Consider the following 17,504-nt stretch of genomic DNA (forward strand, 5'->3'; position numbering starts at 1 on the left):
CGTATTCTTATTAGCTGCATAGCTTCACAAAACTTTGGGAGGTGGTTCTCTAATGATAGCAGCTTCTAAAAAAATTACGGGTAAGTCGGTAGTAATGTATTTTTTGATTGTAATATTATTTGTAGGTCAATTAGCGTTGTACCCCTCGGTGAGTTTAGCTGCGGGGAATTTAGCCCAAGGTAAAAGCATTACTTCAAGCTCATTTGGCGATGTTTATGTAGCAACTAATGCCAATGACAGCAATCAAGGAACGTATTGGGAGAGTGTAAGTAACGCATTCCCGCAATGGATTAAAGTGGACTTAGGCGACGTAAGCAGTGTCAATCAGGTTGTTCTAAAACTGCCGACGAACTGGGAAACAAGAACCCAAACGTTGTCGGTGGAGGGAAGCTCTGATGATTCTACTTACACTAACTTAGCAGCCTCTGCCAATTACACCTTTAATCCAGCAAGCGGATCTAATACTGTGACCATTAATTTTACAGCTGCGAGTGCTAGATATGTTAAATTGAACTTCACGGCAAATACAGGATGGCCAGCAGCACAGTTATCGGAATTTGAGATTTATGGCAGCACAACGACACTTCCAACAACTGGATATGAAGCGGAGAATGCTGCTTTATCCGGTGGAGCAAAAGTCAATACAGATCATACTGGTTATACCGGAACCGGATTTGTAGATGGCTATTTGACACAAGGAGCAACGACTGCGTTTAGTGTTAATGTTGCCTCTGCTGGAAACTATGATGCCGCATTAAAATATGCAAATGCTTCAGGCAGCACAAAAACAATAAGTATTTATGTAAATGGGACGAAAATAAAGCAATCTTCTCTTTTAAATCTGGCCAACTGGAATACATGGTCCACAAAGGTTGAAACGCTAGCCTTGAATGCTGGTGCTAATACGATTACTTATAAATATGACGCTGGTGATACTGGAAACGTGAATCTGGACAACCTGATCCTTACTCCATCTTCAGCACCGACAGCAACACCATCACCAACGGCAACGCCAACCCCAATGCCAACGGCCACACCAACGCCAACCCCAACACCGACAGTAACACCGACACCAACGGTAACCCCAACACCTGGGACGGGTTCAAATTTGGCTTTGAACAAAAGTATAACTGCTTCGTCCTCAGTCTTTACCTTTGTGCAGACGAATGCGAATGACGGTGATGTAACTACTTATTGGGAGGGGGCAGGGGGAAGTTATCCGAACACATTAACTGTTAATTTGGGCAGCAATGCTGATGTTACATCGGTTGTTCTCAAGCTGAATCCTGCATCGGCGTGGTCTACACGTACTCAGACCATTCAAGTGCTTGGGCATAATCAGAATACAACGGCTTTTACGAGTCTTGTACCTGCGACCGTGTATACCTTTAATCCGGCAACCGGTAATACAGTGACGATTCCGGTCACGGCTACGGCTAGTGAATTGCAGCTAAAGATCACTACTAACTCTGGTTCAAGTGCTGGACAAATTGCTGAATTTCAGGTAATTGGTACACCATCTGCGAATCCAGATTTGACGGTGACTGCTCTTACATGGACTCCAACCTCTCCAATTGAGACGGATGCCATTACACTTAATGCAACAGTTAAGAATATAGGATCTCTAGCATCTGCTGCAACTAATGTGAATTTTTATTTGGGCACTACCCTTGTAGGTACTAGTCCAGTAGGTGCTCTAGCTGCTGGCGCATCAACGAGCGTATCTCTTAACCTGGGCGCAAAAGATGCAGCAACCTACTCATTAAGTGCAAAGGTCGATGAGAATAATACAGTGATTGAATCAAATGAGGGGAATAATAGTTTTACGAGTCCGGCTTCCCTTATTATTGCTCCAGTGTCCAGTTCTGATCTGGTTGCTTCCTCCGTCAGTTGGACACCTGGCAATCCAGCAGGCGGCAACACTGTAAGCTTCTCAGTGGCCATTAAGAATCAAGGTACAGCAGCTTCCGCGAGTGGTGCGCATAACATAACTCTGACGGTTTTAGATGCTACTACGAATGCGGTGGTTAAGACTCTAACGGGTTCCTATAACGGCGTGATCGCAAGTGGGGTAACCACAGCGCCTGTAGCTCTTGGTAATTGGACTGCAGGAAATGGCAAATATACTGTGAAGAGTGAAATTGCAGTAGATGCTAATGAGCTGCCTGTAAAACGGGCTAATAATATTCAGACGCAGTCACTGTTCATCGGTCGAGGTGCGAACATGCCTTACGACATGTATGAGGCTGAGGATGGAGTTATTGGCGGTGGGGCCGTGAAGCTTTCAGCCAACCGGACCATCGGCGATCCTGCAGGTGAGGCTTCAGGCAGAAGAGCAGTCACTCTGAACACCACAGGTAGCTATGTTGAATTCACGACAAAAGCCAGCACGAACACTCTGGTTACTCGTTTCTCGATTCCAGATTCAGCGAGTGGTGACGGCACAAATGCTACGCTTAACATCTATGTTAATGGTGTCTTTAGCAAAGCTATTAACTTAACCTCTAAATATGCATGGTTGTACGGTTCTGAGACAAGTCCTGGAAATTCGCCAAGCGCAGGTTCTCCACGGCATATTTATGATGAAGCTAACATTATGTTTGATAGTACCATTCCGGCAGGAAGTACGATCCGTTTACAAAAGGATACCGCTAACACTTCTCAATACGCCATCGACTTCATCAGTCTTGAGCAGGTTTCACCGATTGCTAATCCAGATCCGGCTAAATACACTGTTCCTGCAGGCTTTACGCATCAGGATGTTCAAAATGCGCTTGATAAAGTGCGGATGGACACCACAGGAAATCTCGTAGGTGTATATTTGCCACCAGGAAACTATCAGACCTCCAACAAGTTTCAGGTCTACGGCAAGGCAGTGAAGGTTATCGGTGCGGGTCCTTGGTATACAAGGTTCATTGCTCCAACTAACCAAGAGAATACCGATGTCGGATTCCGAGCCAGTGATACTGCGAATGGATCTACCTTTGCGAATTTCGCTTATTTCGGAAACTATACTTCTCGTATCGACGGTCCTGGTAAAGTATTTGATTTCTCCAATGTGGCGAACATTACGATCGACAACATCTGGACTGAACATCAGGTCTGTATGTACTGGGGAGCCAATACGGATAACATGGTGATTAAAAACTCCCGTATACGTAACACCTTCGCTGACGGCATCAATATGACTAATGGAAGCACGAATAACCTGGTGTCTAATATTGAAGCACGGGCAACAGGTGATGATAGCTTTGCATTGTTCTCGGCGATTGATTCCGGTGGTGCAGATATGAAGGATAACATCTATGAGAACCTCACTTCAATCTTGACTTGGCGTGCTGCTGGTGTAGCTGTCTATGGTGGATACGCAAATACCTTCCGTAACATTTATATTGCGGATACACTTTGCTACTCCGGGATTACAATCAGCTCTTTAGACTTTGGGTATCCAATGAATGGCTTCGGAGCTTCACCGACTACGAATTTTGAGAATATTTCTATTGTTCGTGCAGGTGGGCATTTCTGGGGCGCGCAGACTTTCCCGGCGATCTGGGTATTCTCGGCCTCCAAGGTCTTCCAAGGTATCCGAGTCAATGATGTGGATATTATTGATCCGACCTATCATGGCATCATGTTCCAGACCAACTATGTAGGCTCCACTCCACAATTCCCAGTAACAGATACCATCTTTAATAATGTTACAATTACCGGTGCGCAGAAGAGCGGCGATGCTTTTGATAGTAAATCCGGAGTGGGCATCTGGGTGAATGAAGCTGCTGAGGCAGGTCAAGGTCCAGCCAGAGGCTCAGCAACCTTCAACAATCTGAAGATTACGAACACGGTAACAAATATTAAGAATAATACATCTACTTTTACGATTAATGTGAATCCTTAACAATCATTGATGCTATGTGAGTAATGAACAGCCGACTCCGCTTATGATGCGGAGTCGGCTGTTTCAGGTTAGAGGAATGGGAGGACTGAATCGACAGGAGGTGCCGCTCAAGTTACAATAATGGGAGGAAAATAATTGAAGGAGGCTCTAGGAATGACATCCCTTGTTGTTAACAATATCACTGAACTGATCGGGAATACACCGGTTGTGAGACTAAATCGGTTGACCCCCCCCCAAGATGCAGAACTATATGTGAAGCTGGAACGTTTCAATCCGAGTGGCAGTGTAAAGGACAGAGCCGCTTATAATCTGATTCTGCAAGCAGAACTAGCTGGGCTACTGAAACCCGGAGGGACCATTATAGAGCCGACAAGCGGAAATACAGGCATTGGATTGGCTATGAATGCCGCTGCTAAAGGCTATAAAGCGATTCTTGTCATGCCTGACAATATGACAAAGGAACGAATCAATATTCTAAAGGCTTATGGTGCTGAAGTTGTGCTGACGCCTGCCGCGGAGCGGATGCCAGGGGCTATAGCGAAAGCAATTGAGCTGGGGAAAGAAATGGCGAACAGCTTTATTCCACAGCAGTTCGAGAATAAAGCGAACCCTGACATTCACCGGACTACGACAGCTCTTGAAATTATGGAGCAAATGGAAGGGAAGCTGGACGTGTTCGTTGCTTCTTCTGGGACAGGAGGCACGATAACTGGAACTGGGGAAGTGTTGCGTGAGCAGCTTCCTGATATTCGTATTGTTGTTGTTGAGCCGCAAGGCTCGCCAGTGTTATCTGGTGGAAAGCCCGGATCGCATAAACTGGTTGGAACCAGTCCAGGCTTTATACCCGCCATTCTGAATACGAAGGTTTACGATGAAATCATTCAAGTTTCGGATGAAGATGCATTGCAAACAGTGAGAACGCTGGCTGTACAGGAAGGGATTCTGCTTGGTCCATCAGGTGGTGCCGCAGTATGGACTGCATTGCAGGAAGCACGGCGCCTCGGATCCGGCAAGCGAGTATTATGTATTGCACCTGATGCGGGGGAACGTTACCTGAGCATGGGAATATTCTAACTTCGTTTGGAGGAATAAAAATGAATAAGGTCATGGTTAGTTTCTTTATTGTTCTTATGTTGGTGGGTTGTTCTGGAAACAACTCGTTGACGAGTAATGGGGATCATTTAGAGTCTACGCCGGAACAAAGTGCGGAAACTGTATTGCCTTCTCCTACGCTTCCTCCAAGCGTAGAACCATCACCAACGCCAAGCTTGCAGCAGACAGAAGCTTATCTAGATCCTGAGAAGCTGAAGGTGAATTTTGGATTTGTGGATGCAGAGGGGCGGAATATTCTAGTAACCGGGCATGAAAAAGGATTGGATCAAGAGATGGCACAATTCAATGAGGCTATTGGTGATCAGGGTAAAGTGTTGAAGATTAAATTTAAGAAGTGGCAGGATGGAACAAGTGACAGCAATGGACGGGAGGTGGCGCATAATTTTGTGAATCTGGCAGGTTATCTTTATACGGTGGAAGAGGGAAGTGCCACACCGGATGCGACCTACTATTTGACAGATAGAGCAAACTTTAATGCAGATTCACTTATTCCGATTGAACCTGTAGAGCTTGAACAATCGGCTGCGATTGTAGAAGAAAGTGCACGCCAGCGTATTGCAGCTTCAAAAAATCGTGAAATCCAGCAAATTTGGAAGCTAGCAGACCTATCTAAAGATCGTCAGCTATATCTCGTTCAATTCGTGAGGCTGGATCAAGATATGTTATTTAGTTTCGTAATGGAAGATAAGGATGTGCTTAACTTCATGGACTATCCAGCAGTCATTCAAGGCGATGAGTATTCAGTTTGGCGGGTGGATGATGGCGGGGAAGTTAGGCCTGAAATGTTCTCCATTCTTTTTGCAGCTGAAACCTCAGAAGGGCCACTACTCGGCATGAATTGGTGGGGAGCAGAGGGAATCAATACATTTTTCTTGAACAAAGTAGGAGATTCATTTAAGGAAATGGACATCCAATATGGACGTTATACCTCGCCACTATAGGTAGGACTTTGCTGTAATCGTAGAAATGATTGGGTGCATCGTGAGATGTATCTTTTTTTTGCTACAATATAAGAAAGCTTGCTTATGATATTATAAATATCGGCATTCACCTTTTAAAATACTTAAATTTGTAACATTAACAGGTCAATATAGCCCGATCGAGTCATGTAGCTGGGATAAGACGGTGATAATGTTAATCATAAGATGTGCAGGAGGGGACAGCAACGTATAAACAAATAAAGTATATGATCCTGTTACTGCCAACATTAATGGTAGGGATCTGGGAAGTCGTACGCCATCAGTTTCTAATGTCTTATATTTCAATGGACTTGGGGAACTATTTGACGCCGGTTCTTGTGTTTTTGGTCAGTCTTGTATTGCTACTCCCTCTGTTCTCTCTTATGGAGCGAAATCAGCGGGAGTTGGAGCAAGAACGTGCACTTAAAGACGCAATGAAGGCTCGGGAAGGACTAGCCAAGGAACTGCATGATGGGATGGCGCAATCTTTATTTCTCTTATCTGTCAAAATCGACCGACTAGAAGCAAGCCGCAAGAATGGTGGAGTCAGTGAGGAAAGTGTGGATCAAATCAAAAAGACGGTCCATGAGGTGAATCGTTATGTGCGGCAGGCCATCGCTAATCTGAAAATTCCGGTCTCAGAGCAGAGTTCTTTTTCATTGGAACAGTCGGTAAAAGATCAGTTAGCCCAGATGGCAAATGAGATTATGATCGAAGCCTCACTCGACTGGAGCCTGCAAGATGATGCGCTCTCCCCCTCAGAAAAATCAGAATTGTTATCCTGTATCCGCGAAGCGATCATTAATGTTCGCAAGCATACACGAGCGGGGCTGGTTTCAATTACTGGCGCTGGCGATGAGAAGCGCTGGAGAGTAGTTGTTGCAGACAATGGAGAGGGATTTGAGCATGATCCATTCGAAGTAAGTGGTAGCTACGGACTTCAGATCATGAAGGAACGTGTCGAGGGGATGGGATGGAGGCTTAGGCTAACATCCGGTGACACAGGCACCCAGGTTGAGATTACGAAAGGGGATGTCAGTCCATGAGCCGATACCGGGTTTTAGTTGTGGATGATCATGCACATGCACGTGAGGCGATGTGTGAGATTTTGTCCATGGATGATAGTTTTGAGGTCATTGGTGTAGTGGAGAGTGGTGCTGAGGCAATCGCTTTTACAGCTCAATGGATGCCTGATCTCATTCTAATCGACATTCAGATGCCGGTGATGGACGGTTTGGAGACTACTCGCCGGATCAAACAGGAATATCCCTATGTCAAAATCGTTATCGTTACGGTATCGGACGAGATTTCCCATCTTCTCGAAGCGCTGAAGCAAGGTGCACAGGGGTATTTGCTAAAGAATCTGGCACCTTCCACCTGGATTCAATATTTGCAGGCCATTGTTAATGAAGAAGCGCCCCTAAGTCGGGAGCTGGCTTTTCAAATCTTGAAGGAGTTCACCGTACCCGCTGTAACGGATGAAGGGGAGTCATTGACGGCAAGGGAGAAAGAAATTTTGAGCTGTGTGTCTTCTGGATCGAAGAACAAGGAGATTGCTTTAAGCCTGGGGATTTCGGAGCATACCGTAAAAAATCATCTAAAAAACATCCTTCAGAAGCTGCAGCTTCAAAATCGTACGCAGCTAACGCGTTATGCGTTGGAGCAAGGGCTTGCTTCGCGTAAACGGGATTTTTCTAAAGATGTATAGCAAGAAGTTATGGACGAAATTATATAATTATGGATGAGAAGAGGCTAACCATGAACAGATTATCTCGAAAAATAATGACACTATTCGCACCAGCGGCTGCAACCCTACTATTGTTTGCAGCTGTAGCTAGCGCACACGTAACCGTAGCCCCAGCACAATCTAGTACCGGAGCTTGGGAGACATACACACTTAAAGTCCCTTCAGAAAAAGAAGTGGCAACTGTACAAGTGGATCTAAGAATCCCGGCAGGTGCCGAGTTTAAGCAATATGAAGCTACACCAGGTTGGGATGTTACCATTGATGGGAACAAAGTTAGCTGGATCGCTAACGGAGAAGGAATTAAAGCAGGACAATTCCAACGATTCTATTTCACGGCGAAGAACCCTGATGCCGCTGGTGACATCGCATGGAATGCTTATCAGCACTATGCCGATGGAAGTTTGGTGCAATGGTCCGGTGAGGCTGGGGCAGAGAATCCACATTCTATTACAACGATTGTACAAGCCTCCGGTGGGAATGAGCATTCTCACGGTTCCAGTGACAATGGTATGAGCATGGAAGAGCATAATGCGATCATGGAAAGTGAGAACAACTCAACCAGTGTCAACCCAATGGTCTATATCGCAGTCGGGATATCTTTGCTAGCCTTTTTGATAGCGGCCATAAGTATATTGCGCGGGCGGAAAGAGTAAGAGGGAATCGTTGTATTTCGTGATCAGAATGGATTATTTAAGAAATTGATGGAAACTATAGCGGTGAACTGTTTCATTGTGAAGTAATGAAACGGTTCACCGTTTTTTTGTGGGGAGCTCACAAGTAATATGGGATATATGCAAGAAGCCCCTGCGATTAAACGACGGGGGCTTCTTGTAAGTAATATTTAATAAGGATACTTATTTACAGACGTTTCCGCTTATAAAAGGTCACAAAGATTACGGTCAACAGCAAGAGAAGGAGTGCGACGCCAGTTGTGATGGCTTCACTCGTACTGCCTTTTTGCTGCACAGCACCACCGCCACCAAAGTCACCTCCACCCATTCCACCAGGCATGCCGCCACCAAAGCCGCCACCGCCCATGCCGCCGCCTTCAGGGAAAGCGGGTCCACCCATGGCACCGGGCTCACCGCCTACGCCTCCGTTAAATCCACCCTGGGCAGCTTGCCCATTGGTGTTGCCTTGCCCACCTTCAGGGATAGCAGGTCCACCCATGGTACCAGGTTCGCCACCTGTGCTACCTTGTGGAGCCTGCCCATCCGCAGGTGCTTGCCCACTTTCGGCACTCTGTGCAGTAGCGTCTGCTCCAGCAACAGTGCTGTCGCCTTTAGTACCAGCGGCTCCCGGTGCTGCGCCATTCCTAGCGCCACCGCCAAAGCCACCACCACCAAAACCACCCATGCCGCCCCCGCTTCCTGATCCGTCCCCGGAGGAAGGAATGGAACCGTCGAGCTGCTGCTGGATATTATTCTCCATGCTCGACATGAAGGTCTTAACAGACGTTACCCCATTTTTATACTGCTCGAAGGTGTAGAAGGCGGATGGATCCGCTTTGACATAGCTGGAAATCATCGTGTCCAGCTCATCCATCCGAGCTTGGAACGTATCGTCCGCTAGATAGCCATTAATCATCTCGCTGACAATCTCGTGATATTTCGTTTTATATTCGTCATTAGCCAGCAGCTTGGCAATCAGTGGCCGTTCTGCCAATGCGCCTTGGGTAGGCTCGTCAATCAGCACATCTGCGCTTCCCAGACCGCCAAAAGCCATATTATAATCCCACGGCAGGATCGAGAAGACGCCTTCGTCTTCATATAAGTAATAATTTTGTTTATTACCACCTAAATAACTGTCCATATTTGCCGTGACCGCATTTAGAGCGATATACTTCAGCGACTCCTCTACGTCGATGTATTTTTCATAATCGGTGCCGTTATTAAGCTCATTCAGCATATCGATCAGAATATCATCGTTCGATTTATCCGACTTCATTACCAGTCCTGTATAGAGAGAAGGATCGTCGCCAAGCCAAGTCAAGTCACTGCCCTGACCGGTCATTACTCCTTTATAAAGTGCGCCGTAAGAGTTCCCAAAGTTGCGTTCCAGATAAGCGTCGCCGATCTGTTCCACCGCGAGGTAGAAGCCCTTCAGTTCATCATTGACATACACATTGACGAAGGAATATTTCGGCGTCGGAAGCCCGACACTTTCAGCGAGCTCGTAGGTCAGAAATTCACGCATATAAGAAGCATCGCTGTAATTGTTATTCAGGTTAATCTTAGTGATGCCGAATAAATTCTGATTCACATATTCATCAAAAGAAATCTTGAAGCTGTAGCGGTCAGAGTCCGTCATCTGTACTACACTTCTGAGACTAAGATTTCCTTTGGTCCGTACGGCCACGTTATCGAATTTAATGCCGTTGTACTCAACCGATGCGGTTTTATATTCTTCCGCGCTGGCATTATCCAGCATATCCTGAAAATCATCCGGGTCCAAAGTGATTTTGACATCGACGACGTTATGTTTTAGAAAAACCTTCTCGTCTAGACTTTTCTCGTCGCTCGAGACTACCTTATCCTTAGAATCTGTTGCAGTTTCGTTTGTTGCCGATGGACTTGCGTTCTGGCACCCAGCTACAGCGATGACCAGCAGCAGGCAACAAAGACTCAGCAGGATAGATTTACCTCTTGCTTTCATCTGGGGCACCGCCTTTCATCTTATTATGTTTAGGATACATAGTCACCACTGTAGCTGATCAGAAGTGCGTTTTTAACGCCCTTTAAGTCGGAAATAGTATTGACAAAGCCACCTACTTTATCATCCAGACGAAGCTCCAGTGTTAATTCGATATTATTTGCTGATACTGTTTTTTGTTTTACGTTGTAACGTTTCACGGATTTGGTGATATGGCTGTGGACTTCACGTTCGCTCTCGTCGTCATCACAGTTAATGACCAGCAAGTATGGTGTTTCGATAGAAGAATGTTTGATGAAGAGGAACAGAATTAGACCGATGATGATTGAACCCACAATAGCCAAAGTGAAGAAGCCTGCGCCAGTTACAATCCCTGCGACTGCTGCCCAGAATAAGAAGATCAGATCAGTTGGATCTTTGATCGGCGTTCTGAAACGAACGATGGACAACGCGCCGACCATACCGAGGGACAGAACCAGGTTAGAGTTGATGGCGATAATGACAGTGGCTGTAATCATGGTCATGCCCATTAGCGAGACGTTGAAGCTTTTGGAGTATAACACTCCGCTAAATACACGTTTATAGAGCAGATAAATAAAGTATCCGATCAGAAAAGCCACACCTAAGGTGATTAGCATTTTCGAGATGCTTATATCGGAGACAAAGTTGTCTATCACCGAGTTTTTAATGATATCTGAAAAAGTATTTGTGGTTGTATCTGTTGTTGCGGTTGCTGCGATTGTTGCTAGTGATGCATTCATAATCAATAATCCTCCCAAGTGTTGGTTTTTAAGAATTTGCGGCAGATCACATATTTTGAAGCGGACTGTCTGTTCAGCCCCTCTAACTGCAGCGCAATTTTAATGTATTCCGGAATGTACTCATCGAATTTCACTTCAAAAATAATAAAGTTCTCATCAATCGCCCGAATCGGATGCAAATCCTTATCAAAAATATCCGTCGAATGCAGACCGGTACGTAATTCTTTATCGAACGTGATCCGCACGTTGCCGTTGTGGCAAACATAGGGCTCGCGAACATAATCCACGATGACCTTCGGCCGAAGAAGGTTATGACGCATCTGATTGTATAATTCCATGAACAGTGGACTGTCCGGGACATTCAGGACCTCATAGTTACCTGCCATGATCTCGTCGTACATTTGACGGGTCAGCGGCTCTTTAATTTTGGCGATATAATCGTCCATTTTGATTTTTTTCTCAAAGTGAATGATGTTGTCTTGAATGTTGTAGATACGAATACGGTATTTGGCGCGTTCTCTGAGACCTCCGAGTTTGTCGGCAAGTGCCGAGTTGTTGATGTCGTCAAAATACAAACTGCGGATATGATATTCGCCACTCTCATTGGCATGCTGGTCTGTATCAATCAAACTCTGTAATCGTTGGCGTAATACAAGGTATTGATGATAGTTAATGAAGAATTTTAGTTCATGCCGGAATTGAAGCTTGTTACTCATTTTCCCACCTCGTTTCTATCTCTATCTCTGTCGTTGGCTAACCTTCTTGCACAACTAATTCTAGGAGACAGACCTTATGCTTAACTTAAAATAGACTGAATGTTAGCTGAATGTTTTACACTGCGTTAACAAAAGTATTGATCTATAGATTTGACTTCTGACTTTCTGGAAGGCTATCTTAGTTAGAAGACTAGAGAGAAAAATGAAGGAGGAGCCGTGATGAAAGACTATAAATTCGCCATCATCCTAGGGATAGTAGTGATTGTTCTGATCTTGGTGGCTGTTGGGATGGAGTGGTCCAAATCCGGGAGCTCCAAGAAATTATCAGCCCCGTATGATCTTGTTACCACCTTTAAGGGAGATGCGGGAACGAGTCGTGCGTTTACTTGGTATACTAGCGATTCCAATGCCGCAGGAGTTCTGGAGTTAGTAAAGGGACAGATGTCCTCTTTTGTAGAATCGGATATACTAAGGATAGAAGCAAATAGTAGCACCATAAAAACGGACCATGGTACCAGAGGTGTTCACAAAGCGGAGGTTACAGGACTTGAACCTGGGACGTTATATTCTTACAGAGTGGGCAGCGGGCTTGAGGGAGGATGGAGTTCAGTTGCGGAATTCACCACGGAAGAGGTTGGACTAGATAGTGTTACGTTTATCAACGTCGCGGATTCTCAAGGGGAGAGGGCGGATGATTTTAAGCTGTGGGGGAAGACATTGAGCAAGGCCGTTCAGACCTTTCCAGAGGCGAAATTTATTGTGCATAATGGTGACTTAACGGAGAACCCGGAGGATTCGGCGGGCTGGGATCAATTTTTTGGTAACGTGCAAGGCTTGCTTTCTGGGATACCCTTAATGCCTGTTACGGGAAATCATGATCAGGTTGATGACGATGCGACGGACTTTACTTCTCATTTCAACCTGCCAGATAACGGGGCAAAAGGTTCTATTGCGGGCACCTCGTATTCCTTCGATTACGGTCCTGTACATGTGTCTGTATTGAATACGGAGAGCAATTTGAAAAAGCAAGCTGAGTGGCTGAAGCAAGATTTGAAGAGCACGAATAAGGAATGGAAGATTGTTGCGATGCACCGTCCGGCATACGGGGGCAATTCATATAAGAAGGTTGAAGATTGGACGAATATTTTTGATGCATATGAGGTCGATCTGGTGCTGCAGGGTCATAATCATGAGTACTCCAGATCCTACCCTTTGCGGGCTGGAAAAATCGTTCCTGAAGGTGAGAATCCGGTAGGTGCTAAAAAAGGGACGGTATATGTGGTGACCAATGCTTCCGGAGGGAAATTTAACGAGAAAAAAGAGGATCAGTTCTATCATGCGGTGCATTTTCAAAACTACAAGCAAATGTTCGCAGGGATTAGTGTTACCAAGGATAGTTTGACTTATCAGGCTTATGATGTGGATGGTAAGATGCTGGATGAATTTGTGCTTACGCATTAACCAGTAGTAGCTTTCTTCACCGTTAGGGTGGAGAGGGCTTTTTTGGGATTCTTCTGGATTTTTGATTTGACACTCCTCTTAGGGGAGGTATTTATGCTTGTGAAATGTAATCTATGGTGTGAAAATGGTACGATTTTTAGAGACAAACTTCATGAAAATATAACCATTTTCTATCGATTATGAAAAACATTACCATTATAATGAAAGCGTTATCAGTAAATTTTAATTAGTTTTGTTTATGGGGGGAGGAGAGAAGCAGGGAAACAGAGTAGGAGGAAAGCAAAAGCAAACCAATAAAATTGTAGGAGGCGTAAAACGTGATTCGTAATCGTATCCGAAAAACTGGATTGTTAATCCTGCTTGGCGCGATGATAGGCTCTTTATTCTCTGCATTCCCAGCTACTACTCATGCGGCCGCAAGTGAACCTTACAATTGGAAGAGTGTTGTAACGGGAGCAGGCGGTGGTTTTGTACCCGGAATTATTTTTAATCAGTCCGAACCCAATTTAATTTATGCCAGAACAGATATTGGTGGTGCGTATCGATGGAATCAGGCTACCTCTAGTTGGACTTCGATTAGTGACTCCGTAGGCTGGGTCGATTGGAATAAGAATGGTGTAGATGCCCTTGCTACAGATCCTATTGATCCGAACAAAGTCTATATGGCAACAGGTACTTATACTAACTCCTGGGATAATAACGGTCAGATCATGCGCTCTAGTGACCGGGGAAACACCTGGCAAACCACTCCGCTGCCTTTTAAGGTAGGTGGCAATATGCCGGGCCGCTCTGCGGGTGAACGCCTCGTCATTGACCCGAATAAGAATAATATTTTATTCTTCGGAGCCAGAAGTGGCAATGGACTCTGGAAAAGCACGGACTCCGGTGTTACTTGGTCGAAGGTAACCTCCTTTACAAATGTAGGAACATATATTCAGAATCCGACACTGGATTATGGAAATGATCTCGTTGGCTTATCCTGGATTACGTTCGATAAGAGCACAGGAACACTTGGCAATGCGACTCAAACGATATATGTAGGGGTTGCTGACACAGCAAGCAGCGTTTATCGTAGTACAGATGGAGGCGTGACTTGGACAGCTCTGGCAGGACAACCTACAGGCTACTTGCCACATCATGGCGTGCTTTCATCTACAGGCGATCTGTATATTACTTATAGTAATGGTGTAGGTCCTTATGACGGAAGTAAAGGTGAGGTTTGGAAATACAATAAAACAAGCGGTGCTTGGACGAATATCAGTCCTTCAACCGGAACGGATAATTGGTATGGCTTCGGTGGTTTAGCTGTGGATGCTCAGAATCCTAACACAGTTATGGTATCCAGTTTAAACGCTTGGTGGCCTGATGAAGTGATTTTCCGCAGTACTAACGGTGGTGCAACATGGAGCCGAATTTGGGACTGGGGCAATTATCCAGAACGAACTTATAAGTTCAGTATGGATATCACAGCAGCACCTTGGCTCGATCATGGAACGACTTCGACCTCGCTTGATCCTTCACCGAAGCTCGGCTGGATGATGGGCGATCTGGAGATTGACCCTTTCAACTCTAACCGGATGATGTATGGGACGGGGGCCACCATTTATGGCTCGAACAATTTGACCTCATGGGATACCGGAGGTAAGGTGAATATCTCGGTTATGGCCAAGGGTGTGGAGGAAACGGCTGTGCTCGGACTGATAAGCCCGCCAACGGGAACCTCCCATTTGATCACTGCACTTGGTGACGTTTCTGGTTTCCGTCATGAGGATTTGTCGGTAGCTCCAACTAAATTCCAGACCAGTCCTTCATGGGCAACAACAATGAGTATTGATTATGCAGAGTTGAGTCCATCTTATATGGTACGGGTAGGCAGTGCAGATAAAGAGAAGACACCAAGTATGAAATCCATTGGTATCTCTAACGATGGTGGAGTGAACTGGTACATGCCAAATTCCGAACCGTCAAATGGCACCAAAACAACAGTGGGGCATGGACAAGTAGCTGTGTCTGCAAGTGGGAACTCTATTTTGTGGAGCACCTCGGATATTGGTGTGTACTACTCCAAAACAACAGGTAACTCTTGGACAGCAAGCGCCGGATTACCTGCAGGAGCAAAAGTAGCATCTGACCGAGTGAATGCTAACAAATTTTATGGATTTTTTGCTGGGGTCTTCTATGTTAGTGTGGATGGCGGAGCTACATTTACTGCCACTTCAGCTTCAGGTTTCCCAACCAATAATGTAGCTGGATTACAGCCGAATGAAGCTCAGATCAGCATGAAGGCAGTACCAGGTATTGAAGGTGACATCTGGTTTGCAGGAGGAAATACGACTGAGAATAAGTATGGTTTGTGGCACTCCACGAACTCTGGTGCGAGCTTCACGAAGTTAACCAACGTACAAGAAGCTGATCTCATTGGTTATGGAAAGGCTGCGCCGGGTCAAACTTACATGGCACTGTACACGGTAGCGAAGATTGATGGCGTGCGGGGTGTCTTCCGTTCCGATGATGTTGGCGCAACTTGGGTTCGTATTAATGACGATGCCCACCAATACGCCAAGATTAATATGGCGATTACTGGTGACCCAAGAATTTACGGACGTGTATATCTCGGAACGAATGGCCGAGGCACATTGTATGCTGATCCTGTCAATCTACCAGCTACAGGCTCAACCATTACTCCAACAACTGCAAGCTTCGATAAGAAAACAGCGAATCAGGCCGACGTCGCAGTAACCATGACGCTGAATGGAAACACGCTCAGCACAATCAAGAACGGAACGGCAAGCCTTGCAGCTGGAACGGACTATACTGTCAGCGGTTCAACAGTAACCCTTAAAAAAGCGTATCTAGCGACGCAAGCGGTAGGAACGACCACGCTGACGTTCAGCTTTAGCGCAGGAGCGACGCAATCCTTAGCGGTTGCGGTGACGGATACGACAACACCAGTATCCAACTCCACAATAACCCCAACAATAGCAGGCTTTGATAAGAAAACAGCGAATCAGGCCGACGTCGCAGTAACCATGACGCTGAACGGAAACACGCTCAGCACAATCAAGAACGGAACGGCGACATTGGTTAGTGGTACAGATTACACGGTCAGTGGATCTACTGTGACCATTAAAAAAGCGTATCTAGCGATGCAAGCGGTAGGAACGACCACGCTGACGTTCAGCTTTAGCGCAGGAGCGACGCAATCCTTAGCGGTTGCGGTGACGGATACGACAACACCAGTATCCAACTCCACAATAACCCCAACAATAGCAGGCTTTGATAAGAAAACAGCCAATCAGGCCGACGTCGCAGTAACCATGACGCTGAATGGAAACACGCTCAGCACAATCAAGAACGGAACGGCCACCCTCGTAGCAAGCACAGATTATACAGTGAGTGGTTCTACAGTAACGATCAAGAAAGAGTATCTGGCAACCCAAGCGTTGGGAAGCACTACGCTGACCTTTGAGTTTAGTGCAGGAACCACACAATCCTTGGTTGTCACGATTGCGGATACGACAGTAGCTCCTACTGCAGCATTGAAAGTACAGATGTATAATAGTTCATTGTCTGCTTCCGGAAATACACTGAATCCAAAGTTTAAGCTGGTGAACACGAGCACAAGTGCAGTTACACTCTCCGATGTGAAATTGAGATACTATTACACTATTGATGGTGAGAAGGCACAAAGCTTCTTCTGCGACTGGTCACAGGTGGGAAGCGCGAATGTAACAGGAACATTTGTAAAATTGCCAACAGCTAAAGCAAATGCGGATTATTATCTGGAGGTTGGTTTCTCAAGTGCAGCGGGTTCACTTGATGCGGGTGCGAGCATCGACATCCAGGTGCGGGTGGCTAAAGAGGACTGGACGAATTACACTCAAACCGGAGATTATTCCTTTAATGGAGTAGACACCAACTATGTGGACTGGAGCAAAGCACCAGCATACGTGTCAGGAAATTTGATTTGGGGTAGTGAACCTAACTAAAGACATCACCAATATTTATGCAATAGAGGCTGTCCTAGAAGTAGAGAATTCTACTTTTGGGGCAGCTTCTATCTTTATAAAATAGACCAAACGGCGATCGTGTGGACTAGAGAGGAATTAGGGAATAACTCCCTGTAAATAGCCGATTTTAGCCTTGAATGAACGAAAACAGGGAAATCCTCCCTAAAAATCAGGGGGATTTCTTTATTTT

11 protein-coding genes and 1 pseudogene are annotated in these 17,504 nt (G+C 45.6%); 9 read left to right on the forward strand and 3 right to left on the reverse strand.

Annotated features, from left to right (window positions below; all coding sequences use genetic code 11):
* Positions 1-52 precede the first annotated feature (52 nt).
* The 6 genes from MKY52_RS23910 to MKY52_RS23935 all read left to right on the forward strand — a co-directional run bounded on the left by MKY52_RS23910 (position 53) and on the right by MKY52_RS23935 (position 8,367).
* Positions 53-3,895: a discoidin domain-containing protein gene (locus MKY52_RS23910; protein ID WP_341053963.1), complete on the forward strand. Its 3,843-nt coding sequence runs from the start codon at positions 53-55 to the stop codon at positions 3,893-3,895.
* Between the two features lie 153 nt (positions 3,896-4,048).
* Complete coding sequence (gene cysK / locus MKY52_RS23915; protein WP_341053965.1) at positions 4,049-4,969, forward strand: cysteine synthase A; 921 nt, start codon at positions 4,049-4,051, stop codon at positions 4,967-4,969.
* Between the two features lie 20 nt (positions 4,970-4,989).
* The gene (locus tag MKY52_RS23920; RefSeq protein WP_341053967.1) at positions 4,990-5,949 is read left to right on the forward strand and encodes a hypothetical protein; all 960 of its coding nucleotides are present in this window, start codon (positions 4,990-4,992) and stop codon (positions 5,947-5,949) included.
* A gap of 245 nt (positions 5,950-6,194) precedes the next feature.
* Positions 6,195-7,013, forward strand: coding sequence for a sensor histidine kinase (locus MKY52_RS23925; RefSeq protein ID WP_341053969.1), 819 nt, complete (start codon positions 6,195-6,197; stop codon positions 7,011-7,013).
* Positions 7,010-7,675 (forward strand): response regulator, encoded by a 666-nt coding sequence (locus tag MKY52_RS23930; RefSeq protein WP_094874553.1) that lies wholly within the window; start codon positions 7,010-7,012, stop codon positions 7,673-7,675. The genes MKY52_RS23925 and MKY52_RS23930 overlap by 4 nt, the downstream gene beginning before the upstream one ends.
* Before the next feature lie 50 nt (positions 7,676-7,725).
* Complete coding sequence (locus tag MKY52_RS23935) at positions 7,726-8,367, forward strand: YcnI family protein (RefSeq protein WP_341053972.1); 642 nt, start codon at positions 7,726-7,728, stop codon at positions 8,365-8,367.
* A 205-nt stretch (positions 8,368-8,572) separates the two neighbouring features.
* Here MKY52_RS23935 and MKY52_RS23940 read toward each other — a convergent pair whose 3' ends face one another.
* From MKY52_RS23940 to MKY52_RS23950, 3 genes are read right to left on the reverse strand one after another with little or no spacing between them, the layout of a single operon-like run.
* On the reverse strand, positions 8,573-10,369 hold the full coding sequence (locus MKY52_RS23940; protein ID WP_341053974.1) for a CotH kinase family protein: 1,797 nt from the start codon (positions 10,367-10,369) through the stop codon (positions 8,573-8,575).
* A 29-nt stretch (positions 10,370-10,398) separates the two neighbouring features.
* Positions 10,399-11,127: a DUF4956 domain-containing protein gene (locus MKY52_RS23945; RefSeq protein ID WP_341053976.1), complete on the reverse strand. Its 729-nt coding sequence runs from the start codon at positions 11,125-11,127 to the stop codon at positions 10,399-10,401.
* Between the two features lie 2 nt (positions 11,128-11,129).
* Entirely contained in the window at positions 11,130-11,843 is a 714-nt protein-coding gene (locus MKY52_RS23950) for a polyphosphate polymerase domain-containing protein (RefSeq protein WP_076298420.1), read from the reverse strand.
* A 219-nt stretch (positions 11,844-12,062) separates the two neighbouring features.
* On the opposite strand from MKY52_RS23950, the gene MKY52_RS23955 reads away from it, so the two are divergent.
* The 3 genes and pseudogenes from MKY52_RS23955 to MKY52_RS30430 all read left to right on the forward strand — a co-directional run bounded on the left by MKY52_RS23955 (position 12,063) and on the right by MKY52_RS30430 (position 17,293).
* Positions 12,063-13,304, forward strand: a complete 1,242-nt coding sequence (locus MKY52_RS23955) for a purple acid phosphatase family protein (protein WP_341053978.1) — start codon at positions 12,063-12,065, stop codon at positions 13,302-13,304.
* 368 nt (positions 13,305-13,672) lie between these two features.
* Positions 13,673-16,558: pseudogene (locus MKY52_RS23960) on the forward strand (X2-like carbohydrate binding domain-containing protein); the annotation flags it as partial.
* A gap of 12 nt (positions 16,559-16,570) precedes the next feature.
* Positions 16,571-17,293, forward strand: coding sequence for a X2-like carbohydrate binding domain-containing protein (locus tag MKY52_RS30430; RefSeq protein WP_445671045.1), 723 nt, complete (start codon positions 16,571-16,573; stop codon positions 17,291-17,293).
* Positions 17,294-17,504: the final 211 nt, after the last annotated feature.

Origin of the sequence: Paenibacillus sp. FSL P4-0184 (genome assembly GCF_038004625.1) — a bacterium.
In the GTDB taxonomy this organism is placed as follows: domain Bacteria; phylum Bacillota; class Bacilli; order Paenibacillales; family Paenibacillaceae; genus Paenibacillus_AQ.